Here is a 15,512-nt window from a genome sequence, read left to right on the forward strand (position 1 = left end):
GCATGAATCCCGACCTCCATGTGTCCTCGCGGACCGGCGCGCCGGCGCGGGCCGGCGGCGCGCCGCGCTGGATCGCCGCCGCGAAGCTCGCGCTGTTCGTTGCGTGTCTGTATCCGCTCGCGCGGATCGTGCTGTTCGGCGCGACCGGCCGGCTCGGCGCGAATCCGGTGGAATTCGTCACGCGCTCGACGGGCCTCTGGGCCCTCGTGTTCCTGTGCATCACGCTGGCCGTGACGCCGCTGAGGCAGCTCGCCGGCCTGCCCGCGCTGCTGCGGTTCCGCCGCATGCTGGGCCTTTATGCGTTCTTCTACGCGACGCTCCATTTCACGACCTACCTGTGGTTCGATAAATGGTTCGACGTGCCGGCTATCGCGCAGGACGTCGTCAAGCGGCCTTTCATCACGGTCGGCTTCGCCGCGTTCGTGTTGCTGATGCCGCTGGCCGCGACCTCGCCGCGCGCGATGGTCCGGCGTCTCGGGCGGCGCTGGCAGAGCCTGCACCGGGCGATCTACGCGATCGCGCTGTTCGCGGTGCTGCATTTCTGGTGGATGAAGGCCGGCAAGCACGATCTCGGGCAGCCGAAGTTGTACGGCGCGATCGTGCTCGCGCTGCTGGCGGCGCGTCTGTTCGCGTGGTGGCGGCGCGGCCGCCGGTGACGGCGCAATAAAAAAGGCGATGGCCGGTGCCATCGCCCTTCTTCCTCGCGTGGGTGCCGCGCGCCGAAGCGCGGCGACCTACGCGTTGTCCGGCAGGATCGCCTCGTTGTCGAACAGGCTTTCGATCGTCTCGCGCGGCCGCACGAGGTACGCATTCTCGCCGTCGACGAGCACCTCGGCCGCGCGCGGCCGCGTGTTGTAGTTCGAACTCATCGTGAAGCCGTACGCGCCCGCCGAGCGGATCGCGAGCAGGTCGCCCGGCTCGAGCGCGAGCCGGCGCTCGCGGCCGAGCCAATCGCCGCTTTCGCAGACCGGACCGACCACGTCGTACAGCACCGGTGCGGCGTCGGCGCGCGGCTTCACCGGCTCGATCGCGTGATAGGCCTCGTACATCGCGGGGCGCGCGAGATCGTTCATCGCGGCGTCGACGATCGCGAAGTTCTTCTCCTCGCCCGGCTTCAGGAATTCGACGCGAGTCAGCAGGATGCCCGCGTTGCCGGTCAGCGAGCGGCCCGGCTCGAAGAAGATCTCGCGCTGGCCGTGCCCGCGCGCGTCGATGCGCGCGAGCACGGCGCGCACGAACGCGCCGATCTCGGGCGGCGCTTCGTCGTCATAGGTGATGCCGAGGCCGCCGCCGACGTCGACGTGGTGGATCGGCACGCCGTCCGCCTCGATCTGCTCGACGAGGTCGAGCAGCTTGTCGATGGCGTCGAGATACGGGCTCAGCTCGGTGATCTGCGAGCCGATGTGGCAGTCGATCCCGACGATCTTCAGGTTCGGCAGCGCGGCGGCGGCGCGGTAGGCCGCGCGCGCGTCGCTGAACGCGATGCCGAATTTGTTCCCCTTCAGGCCGGTCGAGATGTACGGATGGGTTTTCGGGTCGACGTCCGGATTCACGCGCAGCGACACGGGGGCCTGGCGGCCGAGCGCGCCCGCGACCGCATTGAGGCGGTCGAGCTCGGGCAGCGATTCGACGTTGAAGCACTTGACCCCGGCCTCGAGCGCGACGCGCATCTCGTCCGCGCTCTTGCCGACGCCCGAGAACACCACGTTCGAGGCCTGGCCGCCCGCCGCCAGCACGCGCGCCAGCTCGCCGCCCGACACGATGTCGAAACCCGCGCCGAGGCGTGCGAACACGTTGAGCACGCCCAGGTTGCTGTTCGCCTTGACGGCGACGTAGATCGCCGCGCGCCGGCCCTGGCAGGCGTCGGCGTAGGCCGTGTAGGCAGCGGTCAGCGCCGCGCGCGAGTATACGTACAGCGGGGTGTCGAAGTGTTCGGCGAGCTTGTCTGCGGGGATGCCTTCGGCGTGCAGCGTGCCATCGACGTAATCAAAGGCGGCTTGAGTCATGCGGAATCATTGGGCGGGGGTAACGCCGGACGCGGGCGTGGGCTGGGCGGGAGCCGTGCGCAGGTCGCCCTGCGTGGACAGCTCGGGCGACAGCATGAGCGGCGTGCCGGAGGTATCGGGGACCGTGCCGTCCGGCGCGGATGCGGCGTCTGCATCGGGCGCGACGTCGGCGGACGGCGGTTGCATCGGCAGGGCCGGCCTCGGCGGCACGACCGGCATGTACAGCGCGCCGCTCTGGCCGCAGCCGGAGAGCGCCAAAGCCGCTACAATCGCGCTCATCTGGAAAGCGATGCGCATCATCGTCCCTAAACAATTGAATCGACCGAGTTTAGCATGTCCGACACCGAATACCTGACCCGCGCCGAAGCCGTCCTGGCGGCCGTCGAACGCGCGGTCGACGCGGCCAACGAAGGCGACGCCGACATCGATCTGGAACGCAACGGCAGCGTGCTCACGCTGACGTTCGAGAACGGCTCGAAGATCATCATCAACCTGCAGCCGCCGATGAAGGAAGTGTGGATCGCCGCGAAGGCGGGCGGCTTCCACTTCCGTTTCGTCGACGGTGCGTGGCGCGATACGCGCAGCGGCCTGGAATTCTATGCGGCGCTGACCGACTATGCGACCCAGCAGGCCGGCCTGCCGGTGACGTTCGAGGCCTGAGCCGGCGCCGGACCGGCGCGGCATCAGGAAAAAAGCGGCCCTGAAGCCGCTTTTTTCTTGGGGAAGCCCGCGCGGCCTCAGTTGCCGCGGAACAGGTTCATGATGTCCTGCTTCTCCTGCTCGTCGACGTGTTCGGGCATCGGGCCGGATGCATCGTCGGGCGACGCGGCCTGGCTCACGCCGACCGTCGAGACGAAGCCGTGCCCCGGCGTGAACTCGCTGAAATACAGCTCGCCGCCGAGCGTCGCGACGCCGTCCGGCGTCGGCATGCGGTACTCCGGCACGTTCTTGAGCGCGGGCCCCATGTAGTCGATCCACACCGGCAGCGCGAGGCCGCCGCCGGTTTCGCGGTCGCCGAGGCTGCGCGGGCTGTCGTAGCCGATCCACGAGATCGCCGCGAGCGTGTGCTGGTAGCCGGCGAACCATGCGTCGCGCGAATCGTTCGTCGTGCCGGTCTTGCCCCCGAGGTCGCCGCGCTTGAGTACGTTGGTCTTCGCGCCGGTGCCGCGCTGCGCGACGCTCTGCAGCAGGCTGTTCATCACGAAGGCGTTGCGCGGATCGAGCACGCGCGGCGCGTTCTGCTCGGCGACGAGCGGCTGCGCGTGCACGACCACGTTGCCGCTCGGATCGGTCACCTCGGCGATCAGGTACGGATTGACGCGGTAGCCGCCGTTCGCGAACACCGAGAACGCGCCCGCCATCTGCAGCGGCGTGACGAGCCCCGCGCCGAGTGCCATCGGCAGGTAGGCCGGGTGGCGTTCCGCATCGAAGCCGAAGCGCGTGATGTACTGCTGCGCGTATTTCGTGCCGATATGGTTCAGGATCCGGATCGACACGAGATTGCGCGAGCGCTGCAGCGCGGTGCGCATCGACATCGGGCCTTCGAAGCCGCCGCCGTAGTTCTTCGGTTCCCACGGCTGGCCGCCCGTCTCGGCGGCGCTGAAGTACAGCGGGCCGTCGTTGATGATGGTTGCCGGGCCGAGGCCCTTGTCGAGCGACGCCGAGTAGATGAACGGCTTGAACGACGAGCCCGGCTGCCGCCAGGCCTGCGTCACGTGGTTGAACTTGTTCTTGTTGAAGTCGAAGCCGCCCACGAGCGAACGGATCGCGCCGTCCTGCGGCACGATCGAGATGAACGCGCCCTCGACCTGCGGCAGCTGCGTGATCGCCCAGCGGCCGTCGTCGTTCTTCACGACGCGCACGATCGCGCCCGGACGGATGCGCCGGTTCGGCTGCGCGTTCGCCGACAGCGCGCCCGCCGCGAAGCGCAGGTTGTCGCCGTCGACCGTGGCGGTGCTGCCGTTCACGAATGCGACCTGGATCTGGCGCGGGTTCGCGTCGGTCACGACGGCGGCGATCAGCTCGCCGTTGTCGGGGTGTTCGAGGAGCGCGTCGTCGATCGCCTGCTCGCGCTCGTCGCCGCCCGCCGGCAGCTCGATGAAGCCTTCCGGGCCGCGGTAGCCGTGGCGCCGCTCGTAATCCATGATGCCCTTGCGCAGCGCGCGGTACGCGTTGGTCTGATCGGCCGAGTCGATCGTCGTCACCACGTTGAAGCCGCGCGTGTAGGTCTCGTCCTTGTATTGCGCGTACATCATCTGCCGCACCATTTCCGCGACGTATTCGGCGTGCACGCTGTACTCGCGGCTCGCGCCCTTGACGACGAGCGGCTGGGCGATCGCCTCGTCGTACTGCTCGCGGGTGATGAAGTTCAGCTCGAGCATGCGCTGCAGGATGTACTCCTGGCGCACCTTCGCGCGCTTGGGATTGACGACCGGGTTGTACGCGGACGGCGCCTTCGGCAGCCCGGCGAGCATCGCCGACTCGGCGAGCGTCAGGTCCTTCAGGTCCTTGCCGAAGTACACGCGCGCGGCGCTCGCGAAGCCGTAGGCGCGCTGGCCGAGATAGATCTGATTCATGTAGACCTCGAGAATCTGATCCTTGGTCAGCGCACGCTCGATCCGGTACGCGAGCAGCATTTCGTAGATCTTGCGCGTGTAGGTCTTTTCGCTCGACAGGAAGAAGTTGCGCGCGACCTGCATCGTGATCGTGCTCGCGCCCTGGGTGGCGTGACCGTTCGTCAGCGCGACGATCCCCGCGCGCAGGATCCCGGTCAGGTCGACGCCGCCGTGATCGTAGAAACGTGCGTCCTCGATCGCGAGCACGGCCTTCTTCAGCGCGTCCGGCACGTCCTGGATGCGGACGATGTCGCGCCGCTCCTCGCCGAATTCGCCGATCAGCACGTGATCCGACGTGTAGATGCGCAGCGGCACCTTGGGCCGGTAGTCGGTGAGCGCGTCGAGCGACGGCAGGTTCGGCGATGCGACGACGAGCGCATAGCCGAGCACCAGCGCGATGCTGACGGCGATCGCCACGCAAACTCCCGCGAAGGCGAGCAGCAAGGTCAGCCACAGCGGGCGCTTGCGCGGCTCGGGCGCGGGAGGCGGGGACGTAGGAGTCGTGGATTGCATAGGCACACCAAAAAACAGTCCCGCGATTATAGCCGTCCGGTCTGACCGGCCCGGATCGGCCGTCCGGCCGATGGCCGGCGCACGGCGCGGCGCGCCGGCCGCCGGGCGCGGACCGGCGCGAGGTGCCGGCGGGCGCGGCGTTGGCCGTCCGGCCGACTGCCGTCCGCGCGCGCCGCTGCGCAGAATGGTCGCTCCATAGGACGCCTCCGCCGGGGGCGCGAACAGGAGAACCGGGATGCGGGAGCGACGTTCATTGTGGTCGGTCGGCCGGCGCTATGCGGCGGGCATCGACGTGAATTCGCGCGGGGTGCGCGTCGTGCTGCTGAGCCGGCGGCGCGGGGTCGCCGGCCGTGCGCGGATCGACGCGCTCGCGGTGGAGCCGTTGCCGGCGGGCGCCTATACAGGGGACGCGGAGGGCGACTGGGCGAGCGTCGGACAGGCGCTGACGAAGGCGCTCGAACGGGCGCGCCGGGCGGGGCGCTGCCGCGTGTCGCGAGCGGTGATGGCGCTGCCCGAGGCGGCGCTGACGGTCGCGTCGGTCGAACTGGGCGCGGCCGGCCTGCGCGCCGAGCCGATCGTGCTGGCGGCCGCCGAGCAGGTCACCGGGCTGGCGCGCGACACGCTTGCGTGCGACTGGCGGCCGGGCGAGGCGGGGGCGGCGACCTTCGCGGCGGCCGCCCGCGCGCAGGTCGACGCGCGCCTCGAAGCGGCCGCCGCGGCCGGCGTGGCGCTGACGGCGATCGACGGCGACACGTTCGCGGCCATGCGCGCGCTGCGGCTCGTGCTCGCGCGCGAGGCGCCGGGCTGCACGCCTTGCCTCGCGATGTGGATCGGCGACGGCGGCGTGCACGGTTGGCTGGTCGACAACGGCCGCGTCATAGAGGCGATCAGCTATCCGACGCCGGAGCATGCGGATCTCGCGGATGCGCTGCGCGACCTGGCGCGGACCGGGGCGCCGGTGCACGCGCTGGTCGGGGGCGAGATCGGCGAGCCGGGCGGCGCGCGCCTTGCGCTGGCGGACCTTGCGGACCTGCTGGGCTGTGAGGCCCGGCCATTCGGCTGCGTGTCCTTGTGCGAGCCCGGCTGGCCGGTTGACGAGGCGCTGGCCCGCGACCCGGGGTTCGCGGTGGCGGTCGGGCTCGCGCTGCGTGGGGTGGACGAATGATCGGGCATCCGTGGTACGGGCTTCGCGCCGCATGGGAGCGGCGGCGCCTGGCGCTCGGGGGCTTCAATTTGTTGCCCTACCGCGCGCGCGACCGGCGGCGCCTGAGGCGGCAGGTGCTCGGCGAGGTGGTGGTCGCCGCGCTGGCGGGGGCGGTGGGCGTCGCGTTGTGGTGCGGCGGCCAGGTGCTGGAGCGCCGGCGTGTCGACGCGCAGCGCCGGCAGGTCGAGCGTCAGCTCGCGGCGTGGGCGCCGCAGCTGCGGGCGGCGGAGCAGGCGGAACAGCGGCGGCGCGAGGCGCGCGTGCGGGATGCGCTGAGCCGTGAGCGGGCACTGCCGCGCGAGCGGCTCGTCGCGCTGTTCGAGGTGTTGCAGCAGGTCCGGGGCGACGGGGTGCGGCTCAAGTCGATCCGCAGCGGCGAACGCGATGCGCGGCTCGAGGTCGGCGCGCGCGATCCGGGCGCGGCCGCGCGCTGGCTCGGCGAGATCGGTGCGTTGCGCGGGGATTGGGTCATCGAGGTGGCCGGTTTGCAGGCGGGCGCGGGCGCGGCAAGTGGGCTCGGCATGCGCGGGCCGCTGGCGTTCTCCGTGCGGATCCGCTGGGCGGCGTCGGTCCGGCCGGAGCGGGAGGCGCGATGAGCATGGGCGGGTTGGGCCGCGCGCGCCGCACCGATCGGCTGGCGGGTGCGGCGCGCTGCGGGGCGGGCGTGGCCATCGCAGGCGCCGTATGGGGCGGCGGCGTCCTGGCGGGCGGCGCGGCGGACTGGAGCGGGCTCGGGCGCGAGCGCGCCGCATTGGTGGCGGTGGTGGCGCATGAGGCGCGGGCGGCGCAGCAGCTCTCGATACGGCGGGCGCAGGCCCGGGCAAGCGTGGCGCGGCCCGACGGACCGACGGGGTGGGCGCCGGGCGAACGCGTATTGCAACTCGCCGCGCACGCGCAGGCGTGTGGCCTGCAATTGCGCGAGCTGGATCGCGCGCCGGCCGGGCGCGACCCGGAAGCAGCGGGCCGTGCGGCCGAGGGCGGGCCGGACGAGCGGCTCACGCTGGTGGCGGTGGGCGGATTCGGCGCGATCCGGGCGTTTCTGGCCGGCCTGGCGGCGCTGCCGCAACTGGTCGTGCCGGCCCGGGTCGAGGTGCGGCGCGACGGTGAGGCGAATCGGCTGGAGACCCGGCTCGAGGTGTTCTTCAAGCTGGCGTCGCCGGATTCGGCCGTGGCATCGGGCGGCGTCGGGCACGGCGATCCGTTTGCCGGTGAACTGCACGCCGAAGCGGCGTCGCCGGTCTCTGGCGCGGCCCGTCTCGTCGGCGTGTGGCGCGATGCCGATCGCGGGCTTGCACTGTTCGAAGGTGATGGGGCGGCCTGGTCGGTCGAGACGGGCGAGCGTGTCGGCGAGGAGCGGGTGGCGGGGATCGATCTCGGCGGCGTCGTCCTGCGCGGGCGCGGCGCGCAGCGCCGGATACCGTTGCTCGCCGAGGCGGCGGGATGAGGCGCGCGACGGTGTGGCGCTGCCTCGGCGCCTTGCTGGCCGCGGCGCCTGTGCACGCGATGCCGCCGCCCCTCCCGGCAGGCCTGCCCGGCGGCGGCCTGACGATCGATTCCGGCATTCCGCCCGCCGCCTCGGCAGCCGACGACGCGGATGCCCGCCTCGACGCGGGCGCGCTGCGCGACGCAGGGCTTCCCGATGCATCCGGCGCGCGAGCCGTGCCCCTGCCTGCCGAGCCGACGCCCGGAGCGGCGGGGCTCGAAGGCCCGCCGGTGCCGCTCGCACCGGGCGCGCGCATGAGCGCCCCGACGCCGGACGAGGCCGGCCCGGATACGGCGGCCGACGACCGCCCCATTTCACTGCATCTGTCCGGCGCGAGCCTGGCCGCCGTGTTCGACGCCTTTGCCCGCTTCACCGGGCTCGACATCATCGTCAGCGAGCAGGTGCGCGGAAGCGTGTCCCTGCGCCTGAACCAGACGCCGTGGCGCAGCGCGTTCGATGCGCTGCTGGAGGCGAACGGTCTCGCGATGGCGCGGCGCGGGCGCGTGGTCTGGGTCGCGCCGGTGGCCGAACTCGCGGCGCGCGAGCGGCTGCGCTTCGACGCGCATGCGCGGGCCGCCGAGCTGGAGCCGCTCGAAAGCCGCACGTTCGCGCTGCACTATCCGCGCGCCGCCGACGTCCAGCGCCTGCTGGCGGGCGCGGGCGGCCAGCGCCTGTTGTCGCGGCGCGGCGCGGTGCTGGCCGATCCGCGCACCAACCTGTTGTTCGTCACCGACCTCGCCGCGCGCGTCGCGCAGATCGCCGACCTGATCGCGCGGCTCGACCGGCCGTCGCGCCAGGTGCTGATCGAGGCGCGGATCGTCGAGGGCGAGCGCGGTTTCTCGCGCCATCTCGGCGCGCGGCTCGCGTCGCGTCTGACGAATGGGGGCGAGCCGACAGGCCTGGTCGCGGGACGCAGCGGCAGCTTCCTCGACCTGTCGGCGCGGCCGCTTGCCGGGTTCGAAGCCGCCACGGCGGGTCTGACACTGTTTACATCGGGCGCGAGCCGGCTGCTCGACATCGAGCTGAGCGCGCTGGAGGCCGAAGGGCGCGGCCAGATCGTGTCGAGTCCGCGCGTGGTCACGGCCGACCGGATCCGGGCCATCGTCGAGCAGGGCACCGAGCTGCCTTACCAGGCCAAGGTGGGCAACGGGATGTCGGGCGTCCAGTTCCGGCGCGCGACCCTCAAACTCGAGGTGGAGCCGCAGATCACGCCGGACGGGCGGGTGATCCTCGATCTCGATGTCGCGAAGGACAGCGTGGGCGAGCAGACGGCCGCCGGGCCGGCGATCCACACGAAACATGTGCAAACGCGCGTGGAGGTGGACAATGGCGGAACGGTGTCGATCGGCGGCATCTACGCGAGCGACGTCCGCGACGACGTGGCCCGGGTGCCGCTGCTCGGCAGGATTCCGGTGCTGGGGGCGTTGTTCCGGCACCGGGCGCAGCGGGCGCAACGCAGCGAGCTGGTCGTCTACATCACGCCGCGGGTGGTCGGCGGCCCTTGATGGGCGGCCGGCGCAGGCTCGACAAGCCGGCCGCTTTGCCAGTAAGCTGCGCCACACCAGCAAGAAATGAAGCAGAGGAAGCCGTTGCAAGCGCGGGACTCACACGCAAACGTATTTTTCGTCGGGCTCATGGGCGCGGGCAAGACCACCGTGGGCCGGGCGGTCGCGCGCCGTCTCGACAGGCCGTTCTTCGATTCCGATCACGAGATCGAGGCGCGCACCGGCGCGCGCGTGCCCGTGATCTTCGAATTGGAAGGGGAGGACGGATTCCGCGAGCGCGAGGCGCAGATGATTGCCGAGCTGACGCAGCGCGAGAACATCGTGCTCGCCACGGGCGGCGGCGCGATCCTGCGCGACGAAAACCGCGCGCTGCTGAATACGCGCGGCCTCGTCGTCTACCTGCGCGCCAATCCGCATGATCTGTGGCTGCGCACGCGCAAGGACAAAAATCGTCCGCTGCTGCAGACCGAGGATCCGAAGGCGCGTCTCGAGGCGCTGTATGAAACCCGCGATCCGCTGTATCGCGAATGCGCGCATTTTGTGATCGAAACCGGGCGGCCGTCCGTCAACGGGCTCGTCAACATGGTGTTGATGCAGCTCGAGATGGCGGGCATCGTCACCAAGCCACTACAAGCATGATGATTGTCAACGTCGACCTGGGCGAGCGAGCCTATCCGATCCACATCGGCACCGACCTGCTCGGGCGCACCGAGCTGTTCGCGCCGCACATCGCCGGCGCGGCCGTCACGATCGTCACCAATACGACCGTCGATCCGCTCTACGGCGACGTGCTGCGCGCGGCGCTCGCGCCGCTCGGCAAGCAGGTGTCGACGATCGTGCTGCCGGACGGCGAGGCGTACAAGAACTGGGAAACGCTGAATCTGATCTTCGACGGCCTGCTGTCCGCGCATGCCGACCGCAAGACCACGCTGATCGCGCTCGGCGGCGGCGTGATCGGCGACATGACGGGTTTCGCCGCCGCCTGCTACATGCGCGGCGTGCCGTTCATCCAGGCGCCGACGACGCTGCTCTCGCAGGTCGATTCGTCCGTGGGCGGCAAGACCGGCATCAACCATCCGCTCGGCAAGAACATGATCGGGGCGTTCTACCAGCCGCAGGCGGTGATCGCCGACATCGGCGCGCTGCGCACCCTGCCCGATCGCGAACTGGCGGCGGGCCTCGCCGAGGTCGTCAAGAGTGGCGCGATCGCCGATGCGGCGTTCTTCGACTGGATCGAGGCGAACCTCGACGCGCTCAACGGGCGCGATCCCGACGCGCTCGCCGAGGCGGTGCGCCGCTCGTGCGAGATCAAGGCGCGCGTGGTGGCGGCCGACGAACGCGAGGGCGGCCTGCGCGCGATCCTCAATTTCGGCCACACGTTCGGCCATGCGATCGAGGCGGGCCTCGGCTACGGCGAATGGCTGCATGGCGAGGCGGTTGGCTGCGGCATGGCGATGGCGGCCGACCTGTCGGTGCGCCTCGGGCATCTCGACGAGGCCGAACGCGGCCGCCTGAACCGCGTGATCGCGGCCGCGCACCTGCCGACCCGCGCGCCCGCGCTGGGCGACGCGCGCTACATGGACCTGATGCGCGTCGACAAGAAGGCCGAGGCGGGGCAGGTCAAGTTCATCCTGCTCAGGCGCCTGGGCGAGACGATCATCACGCCGGCGCCCGACGACGCAGTCGTCGCGACGCTGGCGGCCAGTATCCGCTGAGGCGGTCCGCGCCGGACCGGCGCGCTTGAGGTGGAGGAGACACGGTGAGCGAAACATCCGGCAAGTTGCCCCGCGAGACCCCCGCCGGCCCGGGCGCGCCACCCGACGGCCCGCGGGTCGCGCCGACGGTCGCGATGCTGGAGGCGCAGCTCGCGCCGTATGCGGCGCACGCGTCGCATTCGCGCGGCAGGCGCTACCTGGAGGCGCCGCCCGCCGCGCGCACCGAGTTCCAGCGCGACCGCGACCGGATCGTGCATTCCACCGCGTTCCGCCGTCTCGAATACAAGACCCAGGTGTTCGTGAACCATGAGGGCGACCTGTTCCGCACGCGCCTCACGCACAGCCTCGAGGTCGCGCAGATCGCGCGCTCGGTCGCGCGCAACCTGCGCCTGAACGAAGATCTCGTCGAGGCGATCTCGCTCGCGCACGATCTCGGCCACACGCCGTTCGGCCACGCGGGCCAGGATGCGCTCAACGCGTGCATGCGCGACCACGGCGGCTTCGAGCACAACCTGCAGAGCCTCGCGGTGGTCGACGAGCTGGAGGAGCACTACGGCGGCTTTGACGGCCTGAATCTCTGTTTCGAGACCCGCGAGGGCATTCTCAAGCACTGCTCGCGCGACAACGCGCGCCTGCTCGGCGATCTCGGCGAGCGTTTCCTGCTCGGCCGGCAGCCGTCGCTGGAGGCGCAGCTCGCGAACATCGCCGACGAGATCGCGTACAACAATCACGACGTCGACGACGGCCTGCGTTCCGGCCTGATCACGATCGAGCAACTGGCCGAGGTCGAGCTGTGGCAGCGCCACTACGAGGCGGCGCTGGTCGAGCATCCGCACCTCGAAGGGCGTCGCCTCGTCCACGAGACCGTGCGCCGCATCATCAACACGCTGATCGTCGACCTGATCGACGAGACGAGCCGCAACCTCGAGCGCGTCGCGCCGGCGTCGCTCGACGAGGTGCGCGCGGCGCCGCCGCTCGTCGCGCACAGCGCGGTCGTGGCCGCCCAGGCCGTGTTGCTCAAGCGCTTTCTGTTCAAGAACCTGTACCGCCACTACCGCGTGATGCGGATGGCGAGCAAGGCGCAGCGCGTCGTCACGGGGCTGTTCGAGGCCTTTACCGGCGATCCCCGCCTGCTGCCGCCCGCCTACGTGGCCACCGACGCCGCGGAGCAACCGCGCCTCGTCGCTCACTACATCGCGGGCATGACCGATCGTTTCGCCTTGAAAGAGTATCAACGCTTGTTTGTCATAGACGACAACTAAACTGCCCGGTTTTGTTCGCCATGGGCGGGCAACCGGCGCGGCGTGCCTACGCCCGCGCCGTCAATCGAGGAGGGAAGTCGATGAAATGCAAGACGCTGGTGGGCTCGCTCGCGGTCGGTGGGGCGCTGTGTTTCGGAGTGCAACAGGTCGCGTGCGCGGCCACGGACATCCAGTTCTGGCATGCGATGGAGGCGGCGCTCGGCGAGCGCGTGAACGCGCTCGCCGCGCAGTTCAATGCCTCGCAAAGCGACTACCGGATCGTGCCGGTCTACAAGGGCACCTATGACCAGGCGCTCGCCGCGGGCATCGCCGCGTATCGCAGCGGCAATGCGCCGGCGATCCTGCAGGTCTACGAAGTGGGCACGGCGACGATGATGCAGGCGAAGAAGGCGGTCGTGCCGGTGTCCGAGGTGTTCCGGCAGGCGGGCGTGCCGCTCGACGAGAAGGCGTTCGTGCCGGCGGTCGCGAGCTATTACAGCGATGCGCGCACGGGCCGCCTGGTGTCGATGCCGTTCAACAGTTCGACGCCCGTGTTGTATTACAACAAGGATGCGTTCCGCAAGGCGGGCCTCGATCCGAACCAGCCGCCGAAGACCTGGGCCGACGTCCGCGCCGACGCCGCCAAGTTGCGCGCCGCGGGCCAGGCGTGCGGCTACACGACCGGCTGGCAGGGCTGGATCCAGCTCGAAAACTACAGCGCCTGGCAGGGCCTGCCGTTCGCGAGCCGCAACAACGGCTTCGACGGCACCGACGCCGTGCTCGAATTCAACAAGCCGCAGCAGATCGCACACATCCAGTTCCTGCAGGACATGGCGAAGGACGGCACCTTCACCTACGTGGGCCGCAAGGATGAGGCGTCGTCGAAGTTCTACAGTGGCGACTGCGCGATCATGACGGGTTCGTCGGCGGCGCTCGCGACGATCCGCAAGTACGCGAAGTTCGAGCTGGGCACGGGCACGCTGCCGTACGACGCGAACGTGAAGGGCGCGCCGCAGAACGCGATCATCGGCGGCGCGAGCCTGTGGGTGCTGGCGGGCAAGGACCCGGCCACCTACAAGGGCGTCGCGAAGTTCCTCGCGTTCCTGAGCCAGCCCGAGGTGGCCGCGAAGTGGCACCAGGACACGGGCTACCTGCCCGTGACGACGGCGGCCTACGACCTGACGCGCGAGCAGGGCTTCTACGCGAAGAACCCGGGCGCCGATACCGCGATGCGGCAGATGATGAACAAGCCGCCGCTGCCGTACACGAAGGGGCTGCGTCTCGGCAACATGCCGCAGATCCGCACCGTCGTCGACGAGGAACTGGAGCAGGTGTGGGCGCAGAAGAAGACGCCGAAGGACGCGCTCGATGCATCGGTCGCGCGCGGCGACGAACTGCTGCGCCGTTTCGAGAAGTCGGGCAGTTGAGCCCGGACGGCGCGTCGCATCGTGCGGCGCGCCGTCGTCCATCCGGTTCGACGTCGCTCGGAGTCCTGTCGATGCAATCCCGTTCCCGCTTCGGCGCTGGTTTGTTGCCGTACCTGCTGGTCGCGCCGCAGCTCGCGCTTACCGTGATGTTCTTCCTGTGGCCCGCGGGCGAGGCGCTGTGGCAGTCGACGCAGGCGCAGGACGCCTTCGGCACGTCCAGCGTGTTCGTCGGCGCCGAGAATTTCACGCGCCTGCTCGCCGATCCGCTGTATCTCGATTCGTTTCGCACGACGCTCGTGTTCAGCGCGCTCGTCACTGTGTCCGGATTGCTGATCTCGCTCGTGCTTGCCGCGTGCGCGGACCGCGTGATCCGCGGCGCGCGGCTGTACCGCACCCTGCTGATCTGGCCGTACGCGGTGGCGCCGACCATCGCCGCGGTGCTGTGGTCGTTCCTGTTCAATCCGAGCATCGGCATCGTCGCGTACGGGCTCGGCAAGTTCGGGATCGTCTGGAACCACGCGCTGAACGGCGGGCAGGCGATGTTCCTCGTCGTGGCGGCGTCGGTGTGGAAGCAGGTCAGCTACAACTTCCTGTTCTTCTACGCGGGCCTGCAGGCGATCCCGCGCTCGCTGATCGAGGCGGCCGCGATCGACGGCGCGGGGCCGGTGCGGCGCTTCCTCGACATCGCGCTGCCGCTGCTGTCGCCCACCAGCTTCTTCCTGCTCGTCGTGAACCTCGTCTACGCGTTCTTCGACACCTTCCCGGTGATCGACGCCGCGACCCAGGGCGGCCCCGCGCAGAGCACCCGCACGCTGATCTACAAGATCTACGCGGAGGGCTTCCAAGGGCTCGACATCGGCAGTTCCGGCGCGCAGTCGGTGATCCTGATGGTGATCGTGGTCGGGCTCACGGTCGTGCAGTTCCGCTTCGTCGAGCGCAAGGTGCAATACGCATGATCGAGAATCGCAAGGGCTTCGACTTCTTCTGCCATGCGGTGCTGATCGCGGGCGTCGCGCTGATCGTGTTTCCGGTGTACGTGGGCCTGTGCGCGGCGACCATGAATGCGCAGCAGGTATTCACGGTGCCGATGTCGCTGGTGCCGAGCACCCATCTGCTCGAGAACCTCGGCGACGTGCTGCGCCACGGCAGCGGCGGCGCGTCGACGCCGTTCGGCGTGCTGCTGCTGAACAGCTTCGTGATGGCGCTCGCGATCGCGTTCGGCAAGATCGCGGCGTCGATCCTGTCCGCGTACGCGATCGTGTATTTCCGCTTCCCGTTCCGCAATACCGCGTTCTGGCTGATCTTCGTCACGCTGATGCTGCCGGTCGAAGTGCGGATCTTCCCGACCGTGCAGGTCGCGTCGACGCTGCACCTGACCAATACCTACGCGGGGCTCACGCTGCCGCTGATGGCTTCGGCCACCGCGACCTTCCTGTTCCGTCAGTTCTTCATGACGCTGCCCGACGAGCTGATGGACGCGGCCCGCATCGACGGCGCGGGCGCGCTGCGGTTCTTCTGGGACGTCGTGCTGCCGCTGTCGAAGACGAGCATCGCCGCGCTGTTCGTGATCACCTTCATCTACGGCTGGAACCAGTATCTGTGGCCGATCCTGATCGCGAGCGACGCGTCGATGTCGACGGCGGTGGTCGGCATCAAGGCGATGATCGGCAGCGGCGACACCGCGACCGAATGGCATCGCGTGATGGCGGCGACGCTGCTCGCGATGCTGCCGCCGCTCGTGGTGGTGCTCGCGATGCAGCGCTGGTTCGTGCGCGGCCTCGTGGATGCGGAAAAATGACTATT

At 70.0% G+C, this 15,512-nt stretch carries 15 protein-coding genes; 12 read left to right on the forward strand and 3 right to left on the reverse strand.

The genetic code is table 11. The annotated features are described in order from the left end of the window. Positions 1 to 2 precede the first annotated feature (2 nt). Positions 3 to 656 (forward strand): protein-methionine-sulfoxide reductase heme-binding subunit MsrQ, encoded by a 654-nt coding sequence (gene msrQ / locus AC1RQF_RS21850; protein ID WP_492872945.1) that lies wholly within the window; start codon positions 3 to 5, stop codon positions 654 to 656. Positions 657 to 734: 78 nt separating this feature from the next. Here msrQ and lysA read toward each other — a convergent pair whose 3' ends face one another. Further along, on the reverse strand, positions 735 to 2,006 hold the full coding sequence (gene lysA, locus AC1RQF_RS21855; RefSeq protein ID WP_274000736.1) for a diaminopimelate decarboxylase: 1,272 nt from the start codon (positions 2,004 to 2,006) through the stop codon (positions 735 to 737). Between the two features lie 6 nt (positions 2,007 to 2,012). After that, positions 2,013 to 2,303, reverse strand: coding sequence for an LPS translocon maturation chaperone LptM (gene lptM / locus AC1RQF_RS21860; RefSeq protein ID WP_492872960.1), 291 nt, complete (start codon positions 2,301 to 2,303; stop codon positions 2,013 to 2,015). A gap of 36 nt (positions 2,304 to 2,339) precedes the next feature. Between lptM and cyaY the strand changes: the two genes are divergently transcribed. Then, positions 2,340 to 2,666, forward strand: coding sequence for an iron donor protein CyaY (gene cyaY, locus AC1RQF_RS21865; RefSeq protein ID WP_274000738.1), 327 nt, complete (start codon positions 2,340 to 2,342; stop codon positions 2,664 to 2,666). 77 nt (positions 2,667 to 2,743) lie between these two features. Here the strand turns inward: cyaY and AC1RQF_RS21870 are convergent, their stop codons facing one another. After that, entirely contained in the window at positions 2,744 to 5,134 is a 2,391-nt protein-coding gene (locus AC1RQF_RS21870) for a penicillin-binding protein 1A (protein ID WP_492872946.1), read from the reverse strand. 235 nt (positions 5,135 to 5,369) lie between these two features. On the opposite strand from AC1RQF_RS21870, the gene pilM reads away from it, so the two are divergent. From pilM to ugpE, 10 genes are all read left to right on the forward strand, one after another. Beyond that, the gene (gene pilM / locus AC1RQF_RS21875; RefSeq protein WP_274000742.1) at positions 5,370 to 6,299 is read left to right on the forward strand and encodes a pilus assembly protein PilM; all 930 of its coding nucleotides are present in this window, start codon (positions 5,370 to 5,372) and stop codon (positions 6,297 to 6,299) included. Next, on the forward strand, positions 6,296 to 6,934 hold the full coding sequence (locus tag AC1RQF_RS21880; RefSeq protein ID WP_274000743.1) for a fimbrial protein: 639 nt from the start codon (positions 6,296 to 6,298) through the stop codon (positions 6,932 to 6,934). The genes pilM and AC1RQF_RS21880 overlap by 4 nt, the downstream gene beginning before the upstream one ends. Beyond that, complete coding sequence (locus AC1RQF_RS21885) at positions 6,931 to 7,782, forward strand: hypothetical protein (RefSeq protein WP_274000744.1); 852 nt, start codon at positions 6,931 to 6,933, stop codon at positions 7,780 to 7,782. The genes AC1RQF_RS21880 and AC1RQF_RS21885 overlap by 4 nt, the downstream gene beginning before the upstream one ends. Beyond that, positions 7,779 to 9,326, forward strand: a complete 1,548-nt coding sequence (locus AC1RQF_RS21890) for a type IV pilus secretin PilQ (protein WP_274000746.1) — start codon at positions 7,779 to 7,781, stop codon at positions 9,324 to 9,326. Before AC1RQF_RS21885 ends, AC1RQF_RS21890 begins: the two co-directional genes overlap by 4 nt. A gap of 84 nt (positions 9,327 to 9,410) precedes the next feature. Beyond that, positions 9,411 to 9,965, forward strand: a complete 555-nt coding sequence (locus AC1RQF_RS21895) for a shikimate kinase (RefSeq protein WP_274004423.1) — start codon at positions 9,411 to 9,413, stop codon at positions 9,963 to 9,965. After that, entirely contained in the window at positions 9,962 to 11,041 is a 1,080-nt protein-coding gene (gene aroB / locus AC1RQF_RS21900) for a 3-dehydroquinate synthase (RefSeq protein ID WP_274000748.1), read from the forward strand. Before AC1RQF_RS21895 ends, aroB begins: the two co-directional genes overlap by 4 nt. A gap of 44 nt (positions 11,042 to 11,085) precedes the next feature. Continuing rightward, complete coding sequence (locus tag AC1RQF_RS21905) at positions 11,086 to 12,303, forward strand: deoxyguanosinetriphosphate triphosphohydrolase (protein WP_443111550.1); 1,218 nt, start codon at positions 11,086 to 11,088, stop codon at positions 12,301 to 12,303. 80 nt (positions 12,304 to 12,383) lie between these two features. Then, positions 12,384 to 13,709, forward strand: a complete 1,326-nt coding sequence (ugpB, locus tag AC1RQF_RS21910) for a sn-glycerol-3-phosphate ABC transporter substrate-binding protein UgpB (RefSeq protein ID WP_274000749.1) — start codon at positions 12,384 to 12,386, stop codon at positions 13,707 to 13,709. Between the two features lie 71 nt (positions 13,710 to 13,780). Further along, positions 13,781 to 14,665, forward strand: a complete 885-nt coding sequence (ugpA, locus tag AC1RQF_RS21915; protein ID WP_274000750.1) for a sn-glycerol-3-phosphate ABC transporter permease UgpA — start codon at positions 13,781 to 13,783, stop codon at positions 14,663 to 14,665. Continuing rightward, on the forward strand, positions 14,662 to 15,507 hold the full coding sequence (gene ugpE / locus AC1RQF_RS21920; protein WP_274000751.1) for a sn-glycerol-3-phosphate ABC transporter permease UgpE: 846 nt from the start codon (positions 14,662 to 14,664) through the stop codon (positions 15,505 to 15,507). Before ugpA ends, ugpE begins: the two co-directional genes overlap by 4 nt. Positions 15,508 to 15,512: the final 5 nt, after the last annotated feature.

The sequence above is a fragment of the Burkholderia sp. GW821-FHT14F03 genome (assembly GCF_058803765.1).

Excerpts from the sequence above, each read along its gene's own strand:
- AC1RQF_RS21880 (WP_274000743.1), top strand. The coding sequence starts at position 6,296 with ATGATCGGGCATCCGTGGTACGGGCTTCGCGCCGCATGGGAGCGGCGG.
- ugpE (WP_274000751.1), top strand. The coding sequence starts at position 14,662 with ATGATCGAGAATCGCAAGGGCTTCGACTTCTTCTGCCATGCGGTGCTG.
- AC1RQF_RS21870 (WP_492872946.1), bottom strand. The coding sequence starts at position 5,134 with ATGCAATCCACGACTCCTACGTCCCCGCCTCCCGCGCCCGAGCCGCGC.
- cyaY (WP_274000738.1), top strand. The coding sequence starts at position 2,340 with ATGTCCGACACCGAATACCTGACCCGCGCCGAAGCCGTCCTGGCGGCC.
- ugpB (WP_274000749.1), top strand. The coding sequence starts at position 12,384 with ATGAAATGCAAGACGCTGGTGGGCTCGCTCGCGGTCGGTGGGGCGCTG.
- ugpA (WP_274000750.1), top strand. The coding sequence starts at position 13,781 with ATGCAATCCCGTTCCCGCTTCGGCGCTGGTTTGTTGCCGTACCTGCTG.
- AC1RQF_RS21885 (WP_274000744.1), top strand. The coding sequence starts at position 6,931 with ATGAGCATGGGCGGGTTGGGCCGCGCGCGCCGCACCGATCGGCTGGCG.
- lysA (WP_274000736.1), bottom strand. The coding sequence starts at position 2,006 with ATGACTCAAGCCGCCTTTGATTACGTCGATGGCACGCTGCACGCCGAA.
- aroB (WP_274000748.1), top strand. The coding sequence starts at position 9,962 with ATGATGATTGTCAACGTCGACCTGGGCGAGCGAGCCTATCCGATCCAC.
- msrQ (WP_492872945.1), top strand. The coding sequence starts at position 3 with ATGAATCCCGACCTCCATGTGTCCTCGCGGACCGGCGCGCCGGCGCGG.
- lptM (WP_492872960.1), bottom strand. The coding sequence starts at position 2,303 with ATGCGCATCGCTTTCCAGATGAGCGCGATTGTAGCGGCTTTGGCGCTC.
- pilM (WP_274000742.1), top strand. The coding sequence starts at position 5,370 with ATGCGGGAGCGACGTTCATTGTGGTCGGTCGGCCGGCGCTATGCGGCG.
- AC1RQF_RS21890 (WP_274000746.1), top strand. The coding sequence starts at position 7,779 with ATGAGGCGCGCGACGGTGTGGCGCTGCCTCGGCGCCTTGCTGGCCGCG.